19 protein-coding genes and 1 pseudogene are annotated in these 22,369 nt (G+C 55.4%); 6 read left to right on the top strand and 14 right to left on the bottom strand.

Going from position 1 to position 22,369, the window contains the following annotated elements; translation table 11 throughout:
* Positions 1-2: 2 nt before the first annotated feature.
* From EKD03_RS08840 to EKD03_RS08825, 4 genes are read left to right on the top strand one after another with little or no spacing between them, the layout of a single operon-like run.
* A complete protein-coding gene (locus EKD03_RS08840; RefSeq protein WP_161569221.1) occupies positions 3-617 on the top strand; it encodes an FHA domain-containing protein in 615 nt (204 codons plus the stop codon).
* Between the two features lie 15 nt (positions 618-632).
* Entirely contained in the window at positions 633-1,994 is a 1,362-nt protein-coding gene (locus EKD03_RS08835) for a WXG100 family type VII secretion target (RefSeq protein WP_129629699.1), read from the top strand.
* A gap of 29 nt (positions 1,995-2,023) precedes the next feature.
* Positions 2,024-2,839 (top strand): hypothetical protein, encoded by an 816-nt coding sequence (locus EKD03_RS08830; RefSeq protein ID WP_129629697.1) that lies wholly within the window; start codon positions 2,024-2,026, stop codon positions 2,837-2,839.
* Between the two features lie 32 nt (positions 2,840-2,871).
* Entirely contained in the window at positions 2,872-5,013 is a 2,142-nt protein-coding gene (locus tag EKD03_RS08825; RefSeq protein WP_129629695.1) for an FHA domain-containing protein, read from the top strand.
* Positions 5,014-5,072: 59 nt separating this feature from the next.
* On the opposite strand, the gene EKD03_RS08820 is transcribed toward EKD03_RS08825, so the two are convergent.
* From EKD03_RS08820 to EKD03_RS08770, 11 genes are all read right to left on the bottom strand, one after another.
* Complete coding sequence (locus EKD03_RS08820) at positions 5,073-6,179, bottom strand: tetratricopeptide repeat protein (protein WP_129629693.1); 1,107 nt, start codon at positions 6,177-6,179, stop codon at positions 5,073-5,075.
* Between the two features lie 77 nt (positions 6,180-6,256).
* Complete coding sequence (locus EKD03_RS08815; protein WP_129629691.1) at positions 6,257-7,852, bottom strand: PP2C family protein-serine/threonine phosphatase; 1,596 nt, start codon at positions 7,850-7,852, stop codon at positions 6,257-6,259.
* A 38-nt stretch (positions 7,853-7,890) separates the two neighbouring features.
* Positions 7,891-9,108, bottom strand: coding sequence for a serine/threonine-protein kinase (locus EKD03_RS08810; RefSeq protein WP_129629689.1), 1,218 nt, complete (start codon positions 9,106-9,108; stop codon positions 7,891-7,893).
* Between the two features lie 4 nt (positions 9,109-9,112).
* Entirely contained in the window at positions 9,113-11,041 is a 1,929-nt protein-coding gene (locus EKD03_RS08805) for an FHA domain-containing protein (RefSeq protein WP_129629687.1), read from the bottom strand.
* 29 nt (positions 11,042-11,070) lie between these two features.
* Positions 11,071-11,835: a hypothetical protein gene (locus EKD03_RS08800; RefSeq protein WP_129629685.1), complete on the bottom strand. Its 765-nt coding sequence runs from the start codon at positions 11,833-11,835 to the stop codon at positions 11,071-11,073.
* Between the two features lie 4 nt (positions 11,836-11,839).
* Positions 11,840-13,012, bottom strand: a complete 1,173-nt coding sequence (locus tag EKD03_RS08795; RefSeq protein WP_161569220.1) for a WXG100 family type VII secretion target — start codon at positions 13,010-13,012, stop codon at positions 11,840-11,842.
* Between the two features lie 209 nt (positions 13,013-13,221).
* Complete coding sequence (locus EKD03_RS08790) at positions 13,222-15,087, bottom strand: vWA domain-containing protein (protein WP_129629681.1); 1,866 nt, start codon at positions 15,085-15,087, stop codon at positions 13,222-13,224.
* Between the two features lie 11 nt (positions 15,088-15,098).
* A complete protein-coding gene (locus EKD03_RS08785) occupies positions 15,099-15,968 on the bottom strand; it encodes a DUF58 domain-containing protein (RefSeq protein WP_129629679.1) in 870 nt (289 codons plus the stop codon).
* Positions 15,969-16,970 carry an AAA family ATPase gene (locus tag EKD03_RS08780; protein ID WP_129629677.1) on the bottom strand — a complete coding sequence of 334 codons (1,002 nt, stop codon included), beginning with the start codon at positions 16,968-16,970 and terminating at the stop codon, positions 15,969-15,971.
* A 225-nt stretch (positions 16,971-17,195) separates the two neighbouring features.
* On the bottom strand, positions 17,196-18,830 hold the full coding sequence (locus EKD03_RS08775) for a hypothetical protein (protein WP_129629675.1): 1,635 nt from the start codon (positions 18,828-18,830) through the stop codon (positions 17,196-17,198).
* Positions 18,831-18,833: 3 nt separating this feature from the next.
* Positions 18,834-19,244 carry a zinc ribbon domain-containing protein gene (locus EKD03_RS08770; protein ID WP_129629673.1) on the bottom strand — a complete coding sequence of 137 codons (411 nt, stop codon included), beginning with the start codon at positions 19,242-19,244 and terminating at the stop codon, positions 18,834-18,836.
* A gap of 152 nt (positions 19,245-19,396) precedes the next feature.
* Between EKD03_RS08770 and EKD03_RS08765 the strand changes: the two genes are divergently transcribed.
* Complete coding sequence (locus EKD03_RS08765; protein WP_129629671.1) at positions 19,397-19,666, top strand: hypothetical protein; 270 nt, start codon at positions 19,397-19,399, stop codon at positions 19,664-19,666.
* A 79-nt stretch (positions 19,667-19,745) separates the two neighbouring features.
* Here EKD03_RS08765 and EKD03_RS08760 read toward each other — a convergent pair whose 3' ends face one another.
* The 3 genes and pseudogenes from EKD03_RS08760 to EKD03_RS08755 all read right to left on the bottom strand — a co-directional run bounded on the left by EKD03_RS08760 (position 19,746) and on the right by EKD03_RS08755 (position 21,668).
* Complete coding sequence (locus EKD03_RS08760; RefSeq protein WP_129629669.1) at positions 19,746-20,963, bottom strand: nSTAND1 domain-containing NTPase; 1,218 nt, start codon at positions 20,961-20,963, stop codon at positions 19,746-19,748.
* A 52-nt stretch (positions 20,964-21,015) separates the two neighbouring features.
* Positions 21,016-21,414: pseudogene (locus EKD03_RS18990) on the bottom strand (nSTAND1 domain-containing NTPase); the annotation flags it as partial.
* Positions 21,411-21,668, bottom strand: a complete 258-nt coding sequence (locus tag EKD03_RS08755) for a hypothetical protein (RefSeq protein WP_129629667.1) — start codon at positions 21,666-21,668, stop codon at positions 21,411-21,413. The pseudogene EKD03_RS18990 and the gene EKD03_RS08755, both read right to left, overlap by 4 nt.
* A 239-nt stretch (positions 21,669-21,907) precedes the next feature.
* On the opposite strand from EKD03_RS08755, the gene EKD03_RS08750 reads away from it, so the two are divergent.
* On the top strand, positions 21,908-22,147 hold the full coding sequence (locus EKD03_RS08750) for a DUF2281 domain-containing protein (protein WP_161569219.1): 240 nt from the start codon (positions 21,908-21,910) through the stop codon (positions 22,145-22,147).
* The last annotated feature ends 222 nt before the right edge of the window (positions 22,148-22,369 follow it).

Below are 22,369 nucleotides of genomic sequence, written 5' to 3'. Positions count from 1 at the left end.
GCATGGACGATTACACCGAACTCCAGATAGACCTCTCGCTGATTGACAAACCCCAACGGGTCAAGATTCTGCGCCGTGTCACGCCGCGTGATCTGGTGCAGGCGATCATGAGCGAGTTCCAAGATATTGCGCATCTGATCCGTGATCCAAGCGCCTACCGTCTGGTGCGCGAACCAGATGGCATTCCCCTAGACGACGAAGATATGCTGCTCAAACAATTGGGTACACAACGGGCATGCCGTCTGGTTGAGGTTGACCCACCACTTCCTCCTACTGCCCAGCCTATGGGGCGGCGCATCTACCTGCGCGAACAAGGCAGTGACCGCATCATGCGTTTAGCATGGCAACCGGCAATTATTGGGCGTTTTGATGACAAGTTACCCAATAACGAACTCATCGCTTGCAACCTGAGCGACTATAGTGTCTCGCGTCGTCATGCCCAGATCCTCACCGAGGGCCAGCAGGTCTTGATCGAGAGCCTTGCACCAAAGAATCCGCTCCACGTCATTAGCCCGAATATGCCCCCGGTGCCGGTCAATGGGCGCTATCCGATCCAACATGGTGATACTATCGAACTTGTGCGTAGCCAGATTAAACTGCAAGTCATCATACTTTAATGTTAAGGAGGTCGTATGCCCAACCTCAACCAGGCCCAGACAATACAAATAGAATATCAGTCTATGCTCCAGATCGCAGATCGTTTTGGAAATAGTGCCATCTCGTATGATGACATGTACCGTCAAATGGTGCGTACTTTTAGTCTTCTTGAACAGGGCGGTTGGATTGGTAAGGGTGCGAATCAGTTTTTCCATGAAATGAATAACGAGATCTTTCCTGCTGTTATGCGCCTGATACAGTCTTTGCATGATGCCCAGCAGGTTACGATTGAGGTGGTACAGATTTTTCAGCAAGCAGAGCAGGAGGCTAAGTCAATATTTGAAGGAGATGGAACGCAAAATAGCGATGTAACAGAAGATGATATTAATTATTTTGATATTATCAGGAACTCAAAAGATGTTTCATTAGAGTTACTCATGCGAGTAATTAATAAATTTAAAGGTGCAAAAACAAGGAATATGTTTAAAAATATTGGACGTGCTCTTAATGATTTATTTGATACCCGAGGGAATGTAAAAAGTATGAATCAAATGTATGATTTTATTTTTGGAGTGGGTAAAAAACAAGGTAAACTCAGCGAAATTCTTGACAGTAAAGCCTTCAAATCTGCTACGTTCGCATTTGATACGATTCTGGGTGTCTTGAATGACGTCCAAAGTAAGAGATACACCAATGATTCGGGTAATATTGATTGGACTAAGACTGTAAGTGTAAACACATTAGATACGGGAATAAACTTAGCGATTGGAAGTACTGGAGCTGGTGCCGTAGCATTACTGGTAAATGCTGGTGTTCAGCTAGGAGGAACCGCAGAGATTGGGTTAATTGATTTCTATAATGGTGCTTTTGCTTCTGATTCCTATCGTGAGATTCTTCAAGATGATGCGAATATGGCCAGAAAAGCGCTAAAAAACGCAGATTTAGGAGAGGTAACGAAATCGGTAGCTGAGTTTGGGTATAATTATTATAAAATGCCACTTGCGTCAATGAAAAATGCTTGGGATTTCGGATATGAAATTCTGAAAAACCCTTCAATGGAGACTTTTAATAATGGAATTCAGGATATGCAGAGAAAACAACAAGATCTTAGTAAGGAGTACCTTGGTTCTATGGGTAATATTCTCTTAAAGAGTGCTAATTTTGTGGATGGCGTTGCAGATCTTAAATATTCAATGGAAAACTTAAGAAATAACACTACTTATTCGACTGTGAATAGTATTGTTCAAATCCTTCCGATTGATAATTCTGTAAAATCAACAGTAAATTCATTTGTTGAACAACAAATAAAACAAAATAATCAGACAACTCATCGTATTACAGAAACATTCAACTTTTCAGATGGCAATTGGCGGACTTGGTTTAAGACTCCATGGTGATGACACGATTGAATATTTGAGAGGAATATATGACAACTGAACCAATGATCATAGATCTTCAATTGAGTGGAGCAGAGATGCTCTATCTTCAGAGCGCACTCAACCTTAATCGCTTCATTGGGGGAAGTAGTGCCGATGTGCAACTCACTGATGAGATTGCCAATATTTGGCGTCTGAATGGGTTGCACGCCCTACGAGCGCGTGGCTTTGTTCAGGATGATCATGCCAACCAGACGCTGGAGATTGATCATACCTTGGGTGGAATGCTCATTGCTTGCCATAGCGCTGAACGTGTCATCTACATAGATCGCCGTATTGGTGGCGAGCAACTGACATCATCGTGTCTCCATATCCATGACGAGGTGGTGGTTATCCATCGGCGTGAACGACCTAGCATTGATCGGTTTATGATGTTTGCCGATCCTCAGGTTATGATTAATCAAATTCTGTTGGAAGTGCCACTGACGAGTGAAGGTGAAGAGTATATTCCGGCAATTTCATTGCCACAGGAGCTATTTGCTACATTGCTGGATGATTTGAGTGCTGGAAACCAAGATGCAGTTCATACAACATTGCTCAAACAGCATGTTGAAATTCCTATAACAGAACAATTTATCCAGGCGCTTACTGGGCCATATATAAATAGTTCTATTATGGGTATTGTTGATAAGAAATCTTCTGGCTCTGCGGGTCAAGCTCGGCAATTAACTTTCATAGATACTTCTCAAGGAATATGGTTAATCGAACGTAATGACCCACATAAGGTTAGTATTGAACGAGTAAATCGTGCTTCGGCACAAGCACGTTTGGTGATGTTGTTGACGTACATTTATGAAGTAAACTGATTTCATAACCATATAACTTCTAAAGGTATTCTATGCAACGCAGGCGCTTTCAGTTTATGCTCTTCATCCTGCTCTTCAGTATCCTCTGGCCGGTGTTGAGCTATGCGCAAACGAGCACTCCGAGTGTGGTGGTGCTGCATACGAGTACGAGCGATCAGGGCATAGACAATGGCTTGTTGGTGCGCAGCTACTTTACCCTGCGCGACATGAATGGTGACCCGATTCTGAAGCGCGATGTCAAGCTGCGCAACGAGGGCACGATCAACCTGATCGGCGACAATCGCTCCGTGCGTGCCGCGATTAGTGAACCCGATGCACCAATTAAGATCGTCTTGCTGCTTGATGCCAGCGGGAGTATGCGCAACAACCTGGATGTTGCCCGTGATGCGGCGCTGCAAGCCTTAGATAGCGCCCCTGAACGGGCACAGTTCTTTATCTACCAGTTCACGACATTGGATGTCAATACACGCTTGGGGAGTGCTGAAAGTTTCTCTAGTAACCGCCAGTTTTGGCGTAGTGAAGTGAGTGCATGGCGTTCTGCCCCTGGGGCGGGCACATGCCTCTACAATGCAGCATTTCAGGCGGTACAGCTCCTGGCCGATTCGGCCCAGCCAGAAGAGCGGCGCGCCGTTATTCTCTTTACCGATGGTGTGGATGAACTCTCCGGTGGCGGCCAGTGTAGTGAGCGTGGAGCTGAGAATGTCATCCTACGCGCCAAGGATAAGGGTATTCCGATCTACACGATAGGCTTGTGTGCCTCGCAGAGTTGCCGCTCGATTGATGAAGCGGTGCTCTCGCGTATGGCGCGTGATACAAATGGAGCCGCTGTTGTCGGTGTGGCGGATCAGTTGAAAGACCGCTTCAGCGAGATCATGCAGATCTTGGATAGTCAGTGGGTGGCGAAGGCTACGCTCTACCCGCGCAGTGGGCCAAATACGGCTGCGCTCCAGGTACAGGTGGAGGGGAGCGATCAGACCATTCTGGGTACCTTTGTGGTGAAGGCGGATTTTGACTACTACCCGCCACCCACGTTTAAGCCGGTTGCTTCCTACGACAACGCAGCGGATCAGTATACCCTCAATCTTGATCCCAGTAATATCCAGGCTCTAGGTGGTGTCACCCTGATGATCAAGGATATGGATGCTGGAACCCAGCAGAATAAGCTGAATTTGGCGCTCGATCAACTCCAAAGCGCAATCCCGATCCCGACCACGAGTTTTCAGTCCGGGCATCAGTATTGTTTCCAGATCCAAGCTACGAATCGTGACGGGCAAGCCTTCCAGTTGGGGCCGCAGGAGGTCGAGAACGGAGCCGATCCGACTATCTTGGCATCAACCTGCGTCAAGTATGAACCGAGCCTTCAGGTTGTAGTTGATTCGGTGACACCCAACTGGGAGGCGAAGAAACTGCTCATTCAACTGGTGATGCGTGGCTTGGGTCAGCATCCTCTCCCTTTTCAACTAAGTATTACCACCAATTCGGGGAAGAATGTCATTAATCTCCCCGGTATTGTGCCTGATTCTCAAGCGCAAATTCTGATTGATATACCACCTGACCTCTATCGAGCCGGGGCACAGGATGAGTTTATGCTCAAGTTGCGTACCGAGGCGAATGGACAGCCGTTAGATACCGAATATTCTTTTAAGATTACGCCAAAACCCGGACTGAATCCGATCTGGCTGTGGCTGATCGGAGTTGTCCTCTTGGCAGTTGTCGGTATCTTGGGATGGCGTGGCTATCTCATGTGGCGCACCCGCCAGCCAACTGCCCTGCCTGGCCCGCGTGTCTATACTGAGCTAACCGGACGCGTTAATGGATCGCATGCTTCACCTCCGCTCCAATCCGGCCAACGCACCAAGCAGGTGCGAGTGCGAGTACTCAAAACCAAAGACCCGACCCAAAAACTTGATGTGCTCGTTGACACCTTCCCATTCATCATCGGACGGAGCGAGAAGAAGGGGATTAACCTCCCGATCCTTGGCGATACTGATATTTCGCGCACTCACTTGCAGATTCGTTTGCAAGGGGCTGATGTCACCGTGATTGATCTGAATAGTGCCAACGGCACATTCATCACTGGCAGGCAGCTTCAGCCTAATCAAGCCGAGGTTCTTCGTACTACGACCCAGGTGCAACTTGGCCCCAATACGGTGATCGAGATCAGCATGATGTGAGGGAAGTTAGAATCACGAAGGCCGCCCTGGGCTACCCAGGGCGGCCTTCGTGATTCTCGTTACTTCCACGTTCCAACAAAGATGTCGCCACCAGTGGCGGGAATACCACCACCACCCCGTACTGGGTTGCCGCCGCCATCACGAACGGTAAAGGTGACCGCGTGGTCAGGCAGCCCACACAGCGAGGCATTATTGCCGCCATCGAACGAGGCACCCAGGTTCATGCCATCAATCGTGAGGCGCCAACCAGCGGCACTTACATTGCGTATCTGCATCGAGATACAGCCAGGTCGCTCGTTATGGTTGATTAATCCGACGAAGAGGCGTGAGGGCTGCGGGGTAGGCGGTATTCTCGTTGGTGTGGGGGTTGCGGTGAGGATGGCAATCGATTCGCGGGCATTTTCAACACACTCCTGGGCACTGCTCGATTCGGGATCAATTGCTAGTGCCTGCTGGCAGTAGCTAATCGCTTGCTCGCGCAGGCGTACCTTCTCAGGTGTGCTGTCGCCGCCCTTGCTATAGCTTAACCCAGTGTTAACCAGTGCCTGGACGTAGCGTTGCCCCACCCCAGGGAAGTTGGGATCGAGATCATAGAGTTCGGCAAAGAGACCCTGCAAGCGCTGGGCCTCGGCTTGACGCGCTGCCGCCTCCATACCCTCCGCAATCCCATTAAAGTTATCTTGGGCTACCGCAGCATCAACATAGGCGCGGGCTTGGTTGTGGCTATTCTCGATGCTCTGGTAGAGCAGGCTGTCATTCGGAAGACTGGACAGGCCGCTGATGAACTTATCCAGGCTCAAAATAACCTGGGTCACATCTCCCTGTGAGGATTCGACGAGCGCCATTCCCCACTCTTGATAGGCACGTGCCAACTCCTCATGAACGGCGCGACTCTCACTATAGGTGGCAGTGACACGGCGCAGGAGTTGAACCGCCCGTTCGTAGTTGCCTTCACGCAACTTGCTGCGCGCCTCTTGGACTTCGGGGATACTATCAATCGCCACTTCGGTTGGCTGGGCAGGGGTTGCGGTTGCTTCCAGCGTTGGGGTTACGATTGCCAGCGGTGTGACAGTGGGTAGTGCAGCGGCACTATCGGTACCTGTTGCACAGCCGACCAAGAGGGCTGATATGGTGATCAGTATGCAGAGATGGGTGATCAGTTTCACGCTCGTGACTCCTTAATCCTGATTCCTTTTGGTACTAGGTAGAGACGGCCCAGCGGGCCGTCTTCTAGGGATTGATCTTAGGGTGTTTCGGATGATTCCGAAGGTGGCGGCTCCGCCGGGGGATCTGGCTCCACCGGGGGATCTGGCTCCACCGGGGGATCTGGCTCCACCGGGGGATCTGGCTTCGCTGTAGGTTCTGGCACCGCTGTGGGCGGCTCCGTTGTAGGTTCTGGCACCGCTGTGGGCGGCTCCGTTGTAGGTTCTGGTCCCGCTGTGGGCGGCCCAACAGTTGCCGTTTCCCCTGGTCTTGGCGTTTTACTAGGTGTTGCAGAGGGTCGCGGCGTATTGGTGGGCGATGGTGGATTATTATTAGACGGTGGTGGATTATTATTAGATGGTGGTGGATTATTATTAGATGGTGGGCGAGCCGTAGGTGTATGAGTTGCTGGCGCTGTCGCTGTACTGATGGGATTGGCACCAGGAATAACCGAAGTATGAGTAGCAGAGGCAACCGGCATCTCAGTGGCCGCAATGACGCCGGTTGTTGCCGGAGTTCCTGGCCCCTGCGTGCCGGGTGTACGGGTGATGCGGATGATGGGTGTCCTCGTGGGCGTTGGGGTGGGTGTATTGGTAGGCGTGGGACTCGGCTCAACCGAGGGTGCCAACGTAGAGGTTGCGCCCATGTGTGGGGTTGAAGTTGCCGGACCAACGGGAGTACCATTCACGATCAACGGAGTAAGTGTGGGAACGAGCGTACCCGAATCTCCACCGACTTGACCAAGCGAGTAGAAGAGTGCTAAGCCACCCAAGCCCAAGGCGACTAGGCCAGCGATGGCTAACATAATCATACTTAATGGGAGACGTGTCTGTGGAGCGATGGCAGGAAGGCACGCGACCACCAGGGCCGTGACATTATCGCTCGATCCAGCAACCAGGGCTTGTTCAGCCAACTGAGCCGCCGCATCTTCAGCCGAATGGTTGCGGACAAGGCTGGCAATGCGTTGTTCGTCCAGAACCTTACTCACCCCATCGGTACAGAGGACGAGGCTATCGCCGGGATTGAGGCGGGTTGTGGTCTGGAAATCTGGTAAGCGCCGAAAATCGAGCGCATCACCGAGCGCATGGGTCAGGCGTTCGGCCTGCGGTGCAGCATAGGCTTCACTCTCACTCGACACCTGCCCTTCGCGGAGCAGTTGCTGCGCGTAGGTATGGTCGCGGGTCAGCAGTTCAATGGTGCCACTGGCGCGCACCACATAGGCACGGCTATCACCAACATGCACGAGGGCAACCTCGGCCCCTGTCGTTGTTGGTGTAATACCCGCCGCAACCAGAGTTGTGCCACTGGCCTGATAGCTGGCCTTACTTGCGCGGAGGTTCGCAAGTTCTGCGGCGGTTGTGCGCAGTGCCTGATAGAGTTGATCCGGCCCCACCCCAGCCCGCGCACTGAGGATCACGGACTGCATCTGGGCAACTGCATCGCTACTAAAGCGTTTGCCATCAATCCCACCACCCATACCATCGGCAACCACGGCCAGAACCGCATCGTCAATATCATTAGCGATGACCGAGTCTTCGTTCTGTTTGCGGCGGCCTTGTTGCGAATGATGGGCATATTCAAGGCGAACCGGGTTGGCGGTAGGCTTGGGTTGTGCTGTGCGGCTCGGCGCTGACATGGGGTTGTCGCCTTTCAGACCTGCATCATGGGTTCAGATTACGATGATGGGGTTGAGGTTGGGACTATGGTTGGCGTCGGAGTTGGCGATGGTATGGGGGTATTGGTTGGAATTGAAATAGTTGATGTGGGAGTAGTTGCGGTTATGCTTCCACCCATGGTAAGCCAGACCGTAAGCACTACGGCCAGTAATAAACATCCAGCCGCAATAGCAGCAATGATGAAGTTTTTACGCTCCGGCTTATGATGGGTTGTTATGCGTGCTTCGGGCGTATGCTGGAGTGCCTGAATCAACTGGCGCAAGTTTGAACGTTCGCTCGGATCTTGCGCAATCGCAGCATCAATCAGGGTGGCGAGTTGTGGAGAGATCGTGGACACCTGTTCGCGGATAGGTGGCAATGGGTAGGGAATATTGGTGATCGCATCAGTGCCAGGGTGCGGCAAGCGCCCAACCAAGCATTCATAGATGACCACACCTAACCCATAGACATCCACTAAGGGGCCATGTGAACCGGGTTTTTCCTGCAAGCGCTCAGGGGGCAAGTAGGTTCTGCGCCCATAGACTTGGGTTCGGCGCGGCTTACCGGGCATATCAGCTACCGCGAGATCAATGAGTACACAATCTGGCAGATCGCCTTTATGTAGATTGATCGGGTGGCGGAAGGTGATATTGCTCGGATGGATATCGTGATGAATAAGCCCCGCTTTGGTATGCAGATGTTCGAGCGCCTCGGCCACCTGAAGCGCGATCTGCACGGTCATAGCGGGAGGAAGTGGGCGACGTCCGTTACGTTCTAGGACATGCTTGAGCGTGCCACCGGGCATATACTCAATGGCAATATAGGGCAGATGAACAATCTGGCCCTGATTTGTCCTGAAATCAGCAGACCAGCGACCCTTCGGCCCTTTATGATGTGCAGTACTCGTGTCGCCACGCGGATCGGAGAAGAGCTTAATGATGCGAGGATGCTGAACTTTGGGATCGATAATGTAGTTGTGCTCATCACGTAGACCATCCTCTGAACCAGGAGTTGCCAGCTTGATGACACAGATTCGCTCACGCTCGATCAATTCTTGTGAGGCGGTATTGGCATCAATATGGCGTTGAATCTCGGCGAGAGGTGTGGCGGGTTGGTGAGATACGCGGGCCACATAGACATGGGCTTGGCCATCACGTCCAACCAGTTTGATCATCTCAAACTTGCCTAATAATGCACCCGCTTCAAGCGGGGTAATGGTGTTGGTGGTTGTGCTCATAGGATTAGCTGTGGCTCTCTACCCGCAGTTTCACCTGCGGACTCAGCCAAAAAACATCCCCAGATTGAAGCTGGACGCGCTCGTTGGCTTTGAGTGGACGACGTTCTTCACCCAGGAAAGTTCCGTTTTCTGTCTCAAGTGGGACTAACTCGAGACCATTCACAAGGCGCTCAAGCGTGGCATGGGTACGTGAAACCAACGAATTGTTGATCGGAATGTGCGGATGATGGTTGCGTGCTGGGCGACCAAGATCATAGTGACGCTGACCTTGGAGATCGTGGGTGGTGCGATCTGCCCCCTCAAGAATATGGAGTGTCCAGCGCTTACTACTCGTACCTCCAGAGTTTAAGCGGGCAGTCTTTTCATCATCTTCAAGGCGCTTGGTGGCCTCATCATCATCGTTGAGAACTTGTGTTTGGCGTGGATCAGGCTCACTGTGGCGGGTGGTTGGCTCCTCCTCTGCGACGGGGGGCGGGGGAATATAGACCGGTTTCGTGGGCACTTTTGAGGAACCCGTGCTGTGTCTGTTCCTAACGACCATAATGCTCACGACAGCCAAGACAACAATCACCACAAGCAGGAGCAACACCCACCAATAATCGGCCCAGTTTGGCCCTGGTGCCTCCAGCACAGTCACCGTGATCGGTTCGCTACGGCTCTGCATCCCACGCTCATCGGTGATGGCTGCGACGAGACTATGCTCACCGGGTGGGAATTGCTTGAGGAAGGTATGCACGGTTGAGTCTAAGGTATGCGCATAGCCATTACTGGCCAATGTTGATTCACCAATCGGGTAGTTATCGAGCAGGTATTGCACTTTGGTAATCGGAGCTTGGGCGATCTGCTCGTTCACCGTCAGAATGACCTCACCTTGCCAGCTCGTTGTGCTGGCAGTGACACTGACACTAGGGGCAACGGCTGGGTTCTCGAAGGTGTATTCACCCAGAGTACCATCGGCCTCAACCTGAATCGTTGCCGTTCCAGCCGGAACATTGCCAGCATTGGCCGTAATCACCCACTGTTCGCCGCGTTGAAGGACAGCATCAAATTGAGCATCAATCAGGGCACGGGTTTGGATGCTGGGTAGTTCACTACCAATATCAATCAGGGTGCCATTCAGTTCGAGTGCAAGATCATCAAGTGCGGTAGTGGCCGCCGGAAAGGTAGTGTAGCTACTCTCTGAACCGAAGCTAAAGATCAGCACCTTGATCGGGGCGTTATTTGCACGGGCGAGATCGATCTCTTCGCGGATCTGATTCATTGCCGAGGACTCAATGCCGCCTGAGGCAAAGATGACCAGCACCCGGGGGCGCACTTCGCCGGTGACAAGCTGAGCAATCCCGTTGCGGATGCCTTCATAGAGTGGGTATTCGGCATCAGGGTTGGCACCGCGTAATGGAAGTGGCTCAAAGATCAGATCAGGATTGCCTCGATTGAGTGTATTGACAATCGCCTGGAGGTCATTGGTGAGCGGGTGGGGTAAACGTACCGATTCGCTCACCGTAACGAGGCTGACATAATTGGTACTGGCTTGGAGTTGGCTTACCAGATCCTGCACCAGCGGGAGCATATTCTGGAAGCGGGTGGTGTAGGGGGCGCCCTGATCGCTCATACGCGCACTCAGGTCGGTGACAATTGCGACATTGATCGGAATGCGCTTGCGTTCAACTCCACTGACCGTGAGGGGCTTATTCGCACTCTGCACACGAAACTGCGGTGCGCTGGTTGTTGGTTGGCCATTTGCCAAGGTGTAATCTACCGTGATCTCGATCTGCGGCGCACGGCTGGTGTCAACCTTCATCACGCGCAGGCTGCTTTGGCTTTGGGCATGCAGATAATATGGCGAGGTGATGAAGCTGAGTAGCATCCATGCGACAATGAACAGGAGGATATAGGGGTGGGTGCGGAACGGCAGAGTTCGGTGCATGGGCATAGAGACCTCAGTGCAGGCAACAGATATGATCACGAGACCGACGGATGTAGGCTGTGTATGCTGTCAAGTAGGATCTTGTGCAGGCTTTGCGAATTGATGGTACTAATTTGAAGCTGATCACTCGTATGTGGAAGAATCAGCCATGCTTCATGATTAGTACCGGTTATGATGCCAAACATCTGCTGTTGTACGATCTGTAATGCTTGGATTTGCAGCAGGCTGATGTTAGCTTGAGTATGGGCATGGGTGAACATCTTCGTGAATAGGGGGGCAATCGTGTCCACCCTATCGGGTTCGGCCTGGAGTGCCGCAAAGTCGCTATGGCTGAGGTAGCCAACCGCCTCGGTTTCAACCTGATCGGGGAGACTCAGGGTGTGAATAATGCGTTGGGCGAGCAGATCAGTGGATACCAGTACATTGATGTGGTAATCGCTATTGATCATCGCAACTTCGAGCACCAGATCTTGGCCGATCATGCAGGTGACGCCCTGCGCGGGCGCACCTGGGGCGCTCATGATGAATTGGATCACCACCTTGGGGAAGGTGATGGCGAGGGTAATGGCGATCAGGCGCTCGTCGAGGTGGTAGTTCTGCTGCTCGGTATTCCACACCAGCCATCCCGCAGCCTCTAATTCAGCTTTGCCGCGTTCCAGCAAGGCACTACGGTCGCTGGGATCAGCACTAAAGGGTGATTCCAACCCAATGGTGTCGCTTATCTCGAATAACGTGAGCATCACGCCGAGTTGCGCCTTGCTGAGGATGAGCGGATAGGTGATGGTTGGTGGGTTGGGCATAGAACTATTTACCTGTTAATTTTTTCGTAAACCAATTCAATGCAGTTTGTGCTTGAGCAATATTACCGAGTTGTATTCCTGCATAATTTGATCCTGCTGCCGTGATGACATCACCGAAATCCAATCTTCCATGGGATAGCTCTGACATTAAGAATTTATTATTCCAATAGGCTAATCCAGATACCTGACCTGTGAGCGGGTTATCGGTAGAACTCCATTCGCGATTTAAATAGTCATAGCCCGGCCCAATTTCATAGTAGGTGTGCATAAATCCTGCCGCGTCGTGGAAGGCAGAATGGTAACTAACAGATGACTCACCGGTAGGTATTGCCAGATCACCTGGCCCTGGCATACCTCCAGTTGGGTTGAGCATTGCCCCAAATACGGCATCAACCCCTAAGGTGTCACCAACGACTTGACCGAAACGCAGATGATCGCGGCTACCCATATAGTTTGCCTGGGCGATACCAAGCCCAAGTTTTCCGGCCTCAATATTAGATGTAAAAGGATTTATGCTTAATAATTTGTTAAATTTAGGATCTATAGGCATCAATTCCTCAATATTTTTACCTAATTTATTGGATCGTTCTTGGGCTTGAGATTGAAGTTGGATAAACTTCTGATACTGTTGATCAACCTCGGAGCGGCTCATTCCACGTAGCTCGGCGATAATGTTGAGTGCCTGTTCTTTATTGCTCTCAGAAGGATTTCGGCGTAGTACCTCCATCGCCCACCTTAGGCGCGGATCACCCTCGCCGCTCCATGTCCTCCCGATCATGTTGCTCATGTAGGCGTCATTAAAGACCTTCTCAGGGTGATATGCTGTGTCAATTGGTGTCACTGTTGGTGGGGTTGGGGTTGCTTCGGATTCAGATTGCAATAGATGGGCGGCATCTTCCTCGGCAGCCCGAAAGAGCGCGATGACCTCTTGGGTTACGCTCTCGCCATGGGTGAGGGCTTGTTGTAGACGATCAAGCGCGGGGAAGACTTCAGTGTCCATCTCGCGGAAGAAGGCAGCGGCACCTTTGCCGATCCAGCCGCCTTGTTCGAGGGGCTGATAGGTATGTTTCAGGGTACGTTGTAGCTCAGTACATGCATCGGATTGGGATCGGAAGCGACGGGCTATATCCTGGAGTTGCTCATAGTTGACCTGAATTGCATCCTGGATCGCTGTCATGGTTGCTCCGCTACACATGCATGGTGTTGGCTATGCCCGTATATCTGCTGCTGTTATGGGTAAATAATAGTACTCATATGTCAATATAGCATACAGCCCCATGATACTCAAGATCACCTACTGGTTATTTTGGCGACATTTTTTACCTTCCCAAGTCGCATTTCGTCATTATGAATACATCTGATAGTGGTTGTTGCATTTGCTCAGTATCATCGCATCCACCGCTGGCGTAGCATGATCAACCCGTTCCGTTGGTAGACGAGCCATTCGATGACGAGGACGATTAGCGCGGCTAATGCCAGCCAGCGCCAGATCTCTTGCTTTCCGTCACGGTCGCGGGCGGCGGTGCTTTCGGCACCGCTGGTCTGTGGGATGAGGAGATCGCTTTGGGGACGAATCAGCGACTCTTGGCGATCAGCATTGACTGCGTAGTTGCGTTGGTTGACGATGCTGCCGTCGCGCCATTCTTCTATCTGGTAGACTCCGAGCATGTCGGTGTCGGCGTAGATGGCTTGTTGTTCACGGATCTGGATGGCTGCGTTTCCCGAACTGACCTGGCTGCTGTCGGGGCGGGTGATGCGTACCTCGTTGATGCTGGGGTCTAGCGGGAGAACGAGGGGTTGTCCGGGGTTGAGTTGTGCGCCGCTGCCACCGGGGGCGAGGTATTCGATCAGGTTGGAGAGGAGCAGCGGGAAGGCGATCTGGAGGGGGAGATCGGAGTTGTGGAGGTCAAAGGCGAGTACCGCGATGCGCCGTCCGTCACGTTCGCCTACCATGAGCATGGGTGCGCCGTCGCTGCTGACGAGGACGCGCGCCCAACTGCCGGGGATGATGCGGGCGGCTTTGAGGACGCTCACGTCGCTTAGGCTGACGTTCTGGAGCACTGGATCGCCGCTGCTCACCGCTCGTAGGCTGGGGAAGTCAATCTGCCCCGTGACCGAGAAGTAGTCGGTGCTGCGTAGTGGCCCGATGAAGAGGAGGTTGCCCGCTGGTAGGTTCGTAGGTATCTCGCCGTCAATGATGCTGAGGGGTAGTTCGCCTTCATCGCTGCTGCTGAGGTTGATGTTGGGTAGCAGTGCGAGGCCGGTCTCAAGGAAGTGGTTGCCGCTGCTGATCAGGCGTACATCGAGTTGTTCGCCGAGGGTGCTGACGGCAAATGCGCGATCATCGGCGGGGAGGAGGTCGTCACCGGCGAGGCGCGCCTCAACGAGTTGTACCGTTGGCGGAACTTCAACCACGATGCTCTGGCTCTGGGTGGGGTCGGGGGCTAGGTTCAGGTTGTAGGCGTTGAAGATCGCGCCATCTAGGTAGAGATCGAGGCGGCGTTCGATGGGTTGGCTACCGTAGTTGCTCACCTGCACGAAGAGGGTCTGGGTATTTTGGCCGGGTTGTAGCGCGATGCCGCTGATGCCGACATTTTCGCTGCTGTTGCCAATCGGGAAGTAGCTCACCCGCGCTGGGACGCGGATGTCGCTGGGAAGGGTGAGGTTGCCGTCGGAGATGATCGCGACTTCGCTCTGTTCGTCACGCGCTGCGAGGGCGGCGGCGAGGGTGAGTGCCTGTGAGAGATCGCTGCCACCGCCGTTGGCGAGGGTTACTTGTTCGATGCTGGCCCGTAGTTCGCGCCGGTCGCTGCTGGCGGCGGCGGGTACTTCCAGGGTGCCGCCTACCAGAATGAGGGTGGCGCGCCCCCCGTCGGGGAGTTGGTCAATCAGTTGGATCGCGGTCGCCTTGGCCGCAGCGAGGCGCGAGGGTGGGGTGTCGCGGGCGGCCATACTTGCCGAGCGGTCCAGGATGATGATCAGGTTGCGCCCACTGATGCCCTGGGTGGCGAAGAAGGGTCGCGCTAGGGCGAAGACGAGTAGGAACATGAGTAGGAGTTGCAGCAGCAACAGCAGGTTGTAGCGCAGTTTTTGCCACGGGGCGTTAGCCTCGACATCGCGGATGACCTGACGCCACAAGAAGGTGGAGGAGACGGTGCGTTCCTCGCGGCGTAGCTTGAGGAGGTACATGGCCACGATGATCGGGCCGATGATGGCGGCGGCGAGGAGCGCGAGCGGGCTGATCAGCGACATGCGGGGCCTTTCTAGCGTACCACCCGGCGACTGCGTAACTGGCTGATCACCAACTCCTCTACGGGGAGGGCGGTATCAATCGGGATATAGGCTATGTTGCGCCCGTTACAGTAGCTCTCGATCTCGCGCTGCCATGTGGCGAGGTTGGCGCAGTAGCGTTCGAGGAGGCCGCTGTCAGCGCTGATCTCCAGGCTTGGCCCATCTTCGGTATCATTCAGTTTGAATTCGCCCTCTAGCTGCGGGTCGATCTCCTGGGGAGCCAGGATGTGCATCACGGTCACCTCAAAGGGGCGGGCGGAGAGCGCGGCGAGCGCCTCGCGCCAGTTGGGATCGAGCAGATCGGAGCAGAGTAGGAGCGGGCCGGGGTTGCGCACGTTCATGACATACTGGCGGCAGCGTTGGGCGAGTTGGGTTGTGCCACCGGCCTGGAGTTGCTGGAGAAAGGCGAAGAGCGGGATGGCTCCGCGCTTGCCGCGTACTCCGCTGAGGCTCTGCGGGGTGCCGCCGGTGCCAAAGGTACTCACGCTGACTCGGTCGAGGTTGCTCAGGGCGATATAGCCGAGTGCGGCGGCGAGTTGCTGGGCGTAGCGCAGTTTGTTGGGTTCGCCCCAGTTCATGCTCGCACTAGTGTCAATCAGCATGTGCAGGTTGAGTTCCTCTTCGGCGACGAAGAGCTTGAGGTAGAAGCGTTCGGCGCGGGCGTAGAGGTTCCAATCAATCTGGCGGATGTCGTCGCCGGAGGCGTAGGGGCGGAAGTCGGCAAATTCGACCGAGGCACCCCGACGCGGGCTGCGCCGTTCGCCCTGAAGATCGCCGCGCATCGCCCGGCGTGTCAGCAGGCTGAGGCGATCCAGTTTGCGCAAGAAGGAGGGATCGAGCACTTACTCCTCCTTCACCGCCTCCAAAACCCCCTTCACCACCTCGTCGGGGGCAATGCCCTCGGCCTGGGCCTCGAAGTTGAGCACAACGCGGTGGCGTAGCGTGGGCAGCGCCGCCGCCTTGAGGTCGGCGAAGGCCACATTGAGCCGCCCATCGAGCATGGCCATGATCTTGGCGGCCAGGATGATCCCCTGCATCCCACGCGGTGAGGCACCGTAGCGCACATATTGACGGGTGACTGCGGGGGCGTCTTTGCTGTCGGGGTGGGTGGCGGTGATCAGGCGCGCCGCGTAGTTCAGCACGTGGCTGGCGATGGGCACGGTGCGGGCGAGTTCTTGCATCTCGACGATCATCGCCCCATTGGCGACCTTGCGCGTCTGGGGGGTACGCGCCCCGGTGGTGCGCTGGGCGATCTCGACCAACTCGGCTGCACTGGGGAAGGTGACATTCACCTTGAAGAAGAAGCGATCCAGTTGGGCTTCGGGTAGCGGGTAGGTGCCTTCCATCTCCAACGGGTTTTGGGTGGCCAGCACGAAGAAGGGCTGATCGAGCTTGTGGATCGTCTTGGCGACCGAGACCGTGCGCTCCTGCATGGCTTCAAGCAGCGCACTCTGGGTCTTGGGGGTTGCACGGTTAATCTCGTCGGCGAGCACGAGGTTGGCAAAGATCGGCCCCGGCTCAAAGCGGAACGCCTTACGGCCCTGGGCATCTTCGCTAATCAGGGTGGTACCGATAATATCGGCGGGCATGAGGTCGGGCGTAAACTGAATGCGCGAGAAGCGGCAATCAATCACATCGGCCAGCGTGCGCACCAGGGTCGTCTTGGCCAGACCGGGTACACCTTCAAGCAGTGCATTGCCACCCGCCAGCAGCGTCACAATCACCTGGCGGATGAGGTCGCGCTGGCCAACGATCACATTCCCGACTTCAGCCTCGATCAGCGCGGCGCGTTTACGGAACTCGTCGGGGCTGATGAGGGGGATTTCGCGGGGCGGGTTAGTCATGGGCGCTCCGTTGTATCATGGCCCTCACCCCCCTTGCCCCCCTCTCCCGTTCGCTACGCGAACAGGCGAGGGGGGAATACGCTCCGGGATACTTGAGAGCGTGCCCCCCTCGCCTGTGGGCGCAGCCCACGGGAGAGGGGTTGGGGGTGAGGGCCGTTCGGCGGCAAACTGTCAAGTGACTACTGCATCAAAACTTGGATTCTAGATGTATTATGAACAATTGCCTCACTGGCTCGGTTCAAGTTGAGAGAAATAGCGGCGCACAAAATCCTTCAGGTGGGGCGGGATGTAACCGCGATCCAGGGCTTCGCTGGCGGTCTGGGAATATTCCGGGTAGATCTGCTCGTAGGGAACCGTGACCGGCCCGGTGGCACCGGGCTGATTGTTCTGCCCCGGCTGGGTCTGCACCTGGCCACCTTCGCCGGTTTGACCGGGCACAAAGTCGGGGTTGCCGGTTGGGTTATTGGGGTTGAAGGGCTGGTAGACCATTCCGGCACTGCCCTGCCCCTGCCCAGACTGATTGGATTGGCCGTCTTGTCCGTCCTGGCCTGTCTGACCGGATTGTCCCTGCTGACCAGTCTGCCCCTGTTGGCCAGTCTGTCCTTGTTGTCCCTGTTGTCCGTCTTGTCCAGTCTGGCCCTGCTGCCCCTGTTGTCCGTCCTGTCCAGTCTGGCCCTGCTGCCCCTGCTGACCCTGCTGGCCTGTCTGAGCGGTAGACTGACTCGGCGTTCCCGCCGTCGCTTGGCGCGCCTCTTGGAGTTGGGCCAAGGTCTGCTCGGTGGCCTGCTGGTTGGCCAGATCCTGTTGGGCTTGTTGGACACTCTGGGCGGCCTGCTGAAGACTCTGGGTAGCCGCTTGGGTATCGCCACTGCGTAGAGCGCTTGCGGCATCAGCAAGCTGCTGCGCGGTCTGCGGATCACTACTGGCCAATTGGTTGGCCTGTTGCTGCAACTGATCAGCGAGTTGCTGGCGCTCCTCGGCGCTCATCTGGGCCAGTTGGTCGGCAAGTTGTTGCAGATCCTGAGCAGCCTGATCGAGACTCGGATCTTGACTGGGTTGGCGTCCAGAGAGCGTCTCTAGGTTGCGCGCCATCTGCTCAAGTGCGGCACGTTGTTCATCGGCGTTGGGGTCAAGCTCTTGTTGCAGGCGCGCCTCACTCGCCGACAACTCAGCCAGCGCCTCCTCGCGGTCGCCGGGATTCTGGGCCAGCGCCTCACGCAGTTGTTCCAACTCTTGTTCTAGGCGTTCGCGGTCGGCGGGGCTAAGTTCGCTATTCTGGGCAATCTGTTCTTCAAGTTCAGCCAATTGCTGATCAACCTGTTGCAGTGCGGCCTGGGTAGCTTGGCGTTGGGCAAGCACAGCATCCTGCGGATTAGGCAAGAAGAGCAGCGTCAGTGCGAATGCCAGCGGGAACACGCCGCCCAGCAACCAAGCGCGATCCAGCCGCCATGGGATTTGGGCGGGCTGAAGCGACTGGGCGACGGTATGGGCATTGGCCTGCTGCATGAGGCTCGTGGGGTCAGATGCTTGCTGCTGGTGCAACTCAACTGCCGTCGCGAGGCGTTCGCGCAGATCGAGGATCTGATCGAGGCGCTGGGCGACACGGCGGGGGGGCTGGGGGCGCAGAAGCGCCACGCCGAGGGTACAGAGGAGCCAGAGGGGCAACGGCGTGAGCACCCAGAGGCGCAGGTGGGCAATCGGGAAGAATCGCCCAAGCAGAGCGACGAGCAGCATCGCCAGGGTTGCGATCCAGAAGGTACGGCTAATCAACCAGAGCGCATCGGTGAGCCGCAGCCGCCAGCCGAGTGGTGCGAGGTGGTGCTGGAGCGAATCTTCAGCGTGGCGCGATGGGTGAGCCACGGGCTATTCTTCCTTCCGCCAGACATGTTTCTCGACCACTTGGCGTGCCAAGTTGCCTTGTTCCCAGACCTCAACCACGCGCTGGCTGACAATCGTGACCGTATTGCGCACCAGATCGTTCTGGGGGGCGGCGAGTGTACTAGTTGGCGGACGCACCGTGGGAGTACTGGCAGCATCAGCGCGGCGGCGCAGCCACGCGACCCCAACCTCAGCGGCGACGGTAGCGAGGCTAACCGCGAGCACCTTGCCCACCTGTTTGATCTGGGCAACCGGCACATGTTGACCGGCGATCACAATCGCTGTGGTGTCAGTTCGGGCCAGTGCATCGGGCTGAAGCGGCCCACCACACGCACCGCAGTAGCGGTTGTCTAACGGATTACCGTGCTGACATGCCGGGCAGATACGCTCAACCATGGAAGAACTCCTCGTGAGTAGGGGTAAACCTAGGTAGAGTATAGCATTCTCCGGGGGGATGCTGCAACAGATTCTGCGGGGCAGGCAGGGCATGGGCGAGATACGCACACCCCACACCCCGACTGGCTACGCCGGGGGTGAGTTGGTATGATATGATGCGCTGGCCTATGCGGTATGGGCGGGGAAGCGGCTACCCAATACCGGACAACACCCGTAAGGTGACTGAGATCGCCGAAATACTCCTGCTTCAGGATGGCCAGTATCAACTCAACCCGATCTACCGCTTTCAGCAGACCGGGCAAGATGAACGGGGGAAGATCCAGGGCGAGTTTGTGAGTCGGCCACTCAGCCCACGCATGGCGCAACGCATGGCAAGTCAGGGGTTTCAGATTCCACCTGAGATTATTCCAGATAGTGCATGATGCGAGTGTGTGGATCGCGCAGCATCATCGCCACACTCGTGTAGCCTAGCGACACCAATAACGTGGGCAGCGGCATAGCTCATTCCTCCCAACTATAGACGGGTGGGCACTGCCGATTAGCAAGCGCGGCCTCATCGAAGAAGAGCGGGCTTGGCACGGCATAGGTACGGATCTCATCCTCAGTGAGCACCCGCCCGACATTGCACTGCGCCGCTGCCAGCCAATCGTCTAGCTCGACTGGCCAGAGGCGGGCGGTGCCGTCATTAGATGCGGTAAGGATGCGTGTGCCATCTGGGCTGAAGGCCGCACTATTGACACTGCCAGTATGTCCTCGTAGGGCTTGGACTTGATACGGGCGCGCCACGACGGCGGCTTGCAATGGGCTACGACTACTTGGGTTGTCGGAAGAGTGGATGGCTTCGATGGCTAGGAGGAGGGCACGTTCTGTCTCGCCCTGGGTGAGTTGGCTGTTCGCTTCAGCGGCGAGGCGGCGCGATTCGGCAATGCGGCTCTGTTCTTCAGCCCGCTCGCGTTCGGCAACAGCGGTAGCCTCACGCTGCTGGGCGACCCAACCGAACCAACTCGCAACCCCCGCCAGCGCGATAAAGAGCACCGCAGCAAAGACGACCCATTGGAAGCGGCGGCGGAGTTGTTGGATGGCCCGCTGCTGCTCAGCATCGCGTTGGTGGAGGCTCTGGGTGTAGAACTCCGCTGCATCATCCTCGCGCAAGACCGAATCATCCTGGGCGGCGAGGCTCTCCGCTTCGGCTAACCGCACCCCAGTGAGGAGGTAGTCACTATGCTGTTGCTGGTCACGCCACTCTGCCACTGCCAAGCGGAACCGGGCGCGCTTCTGGAGCGTGGCGCGTTGGGCGGCTATTTCGTCCTGGAGGCGTTGCCAGTTGTGGATCAGACTCTCGTGGATGATGTCCACCACCTCCACATCCCGCCCATCGCGGTGTTCCAGATCCTTGCTCAGCAGGCGGGCATGCACCAACTCGTCAATCAGTTCCTGGCGGGTAGGATCACCCCCAACAAGTACGGTGCGTGTCTGACGGCGGCGCACATCACGGCGGGCATCATCATCGAGGGAGACATCCACCAGGGCGATGAAGATCTGGAGGATCATCTGCTGCGCAGCGGGTGGGCGGGGTTGACAGAACTGCTCGGCCCGATCCCGAATCGCGTCGGTCAGGGTGTGGTAAGCAGCCAGTTTCAGCGCGCCGCGCCGCCAGAGATCTTCGAGGCTCACTTGGAGCAGCGGCAGGTAGGCCGCATCGGGTATCGGGTGCCGCATCGGCAGCCAGGCGCTCAAGCAGGGCTTGCTCAAAGCGCTTCTGGTGTGCCAACGGGTCGGACAGGCTCTGGATCGGGCGTTGGATAGCCGCACGCAGTTCCACCTCGGTCATAGTGCGCAGTTCCAGCCCCGCCTTCACCTGCGCAAAAAGCGTGGAGATCGCAAAGACCTCCGGCAGATAATCGGAGCGCACCGTGATCAGGATATGGGTACGGATAGCGTGGAAGGGCGGCACATCCACGAGCAGACGGAAGAGCGCCTCGCGCTGCTCGGCTTCAGCTTGGGTAAAGACCTCCTCAAACTGATCAATCACCAGCAGATTGAGGTGATCGGGGGGTGTCTGGCTGGCTAGGAAGGTATAGAACGAGTGGGGCAACGCCGAGCGATCAATCGTATTGTTTCGGAGCCATGCTACACAGGTATCTGTATCGAGGAGATAGCGAATACTCATAGGGTGGGAGGTTCTTGCTTCGAGAGTCGTTCCGCAACCAACACCTCAAGCGTTGGTTCACCCGGAGACTGCTTCCAGGCACCAAATGAATTCCAGAATGACCTACGGTCGTCTGAATCTTCAGCAGACCGGTTGGGATCACACATAAAGGTCTCCATATCGGTACGGAGCGCACGGCTTACGGCCTCTAAGAGCAATAACTGCTCACGAGTTGTCAGGCGGGGAATCCTGATGAGGATGTCTTCAATCGTCATGGCGTACCTCCTTGTAATCTTCATTGTACCATCGGCATCTTGCTGATGGAGAAGGGAGGTACGTAGGAGTGTATGCCTTACCAGCCACCGCGCCGCATTTCCGCTCAGCGTGACAATGCCCTTTACCCCAAGTGTGAGCAGTTACCAGAAACGTAGCATTGCAAGAAGCCCCTAAGTTGGCTATGCTATAGGAGAGAGACGCTCCACACCGTATGGCAGGTAAACTGAGGAGGTGTCCGATGGTAACAGCATATCAACGTAAGCAGCAGATTATTCAATTACTCGATACCCTCCCTGAAGATCGCCTAGAGGAAGTGATTGATTTTGTGGAGTTTTTGCACACAAAACATACATCACCACAACCAGCATATGTTCCCATTGCTCTTGGCGGTCTCTGGTTAGGTATCTCTGCCGATGCGGAGGATATTGCCGAAGTACGACATGAGATCTGGGGAGCATTTGGAGATCGTGAACTATGAGCCGCTATGTTAGCGACACCCACGCATTACACTGGTATTTGAAGAACAATCCGAAGCTATCGAATTCAGTTCATGCGCTATTTCAGGCTGCAGACACAGGTATATACCAGATAGTAATCCCAGGGATTGTTCTCGTTGAGTTTATTAGTCCGTAAATTAAGACCTCTTGTGTTCTATCGCCACGTCACTTAGACTGGTGGCATGAAAAAACAGCACCTCACC

This window comes from Candidatus Oscillochloris fontis (genome assembly GCF_004138135.1).
Taxonomy (GTDB): domain Bacteria; phylum Chloroflexota; class Chloroflexia; order Chloroflexales; family Chloroflexaceae; genus Oscillochloris; species Oscillochloris fontis.
Note: the sequence above shows the minus strand (reverse complement) of the source record. Positions and strands in the feature narration are given on the sequence as shown.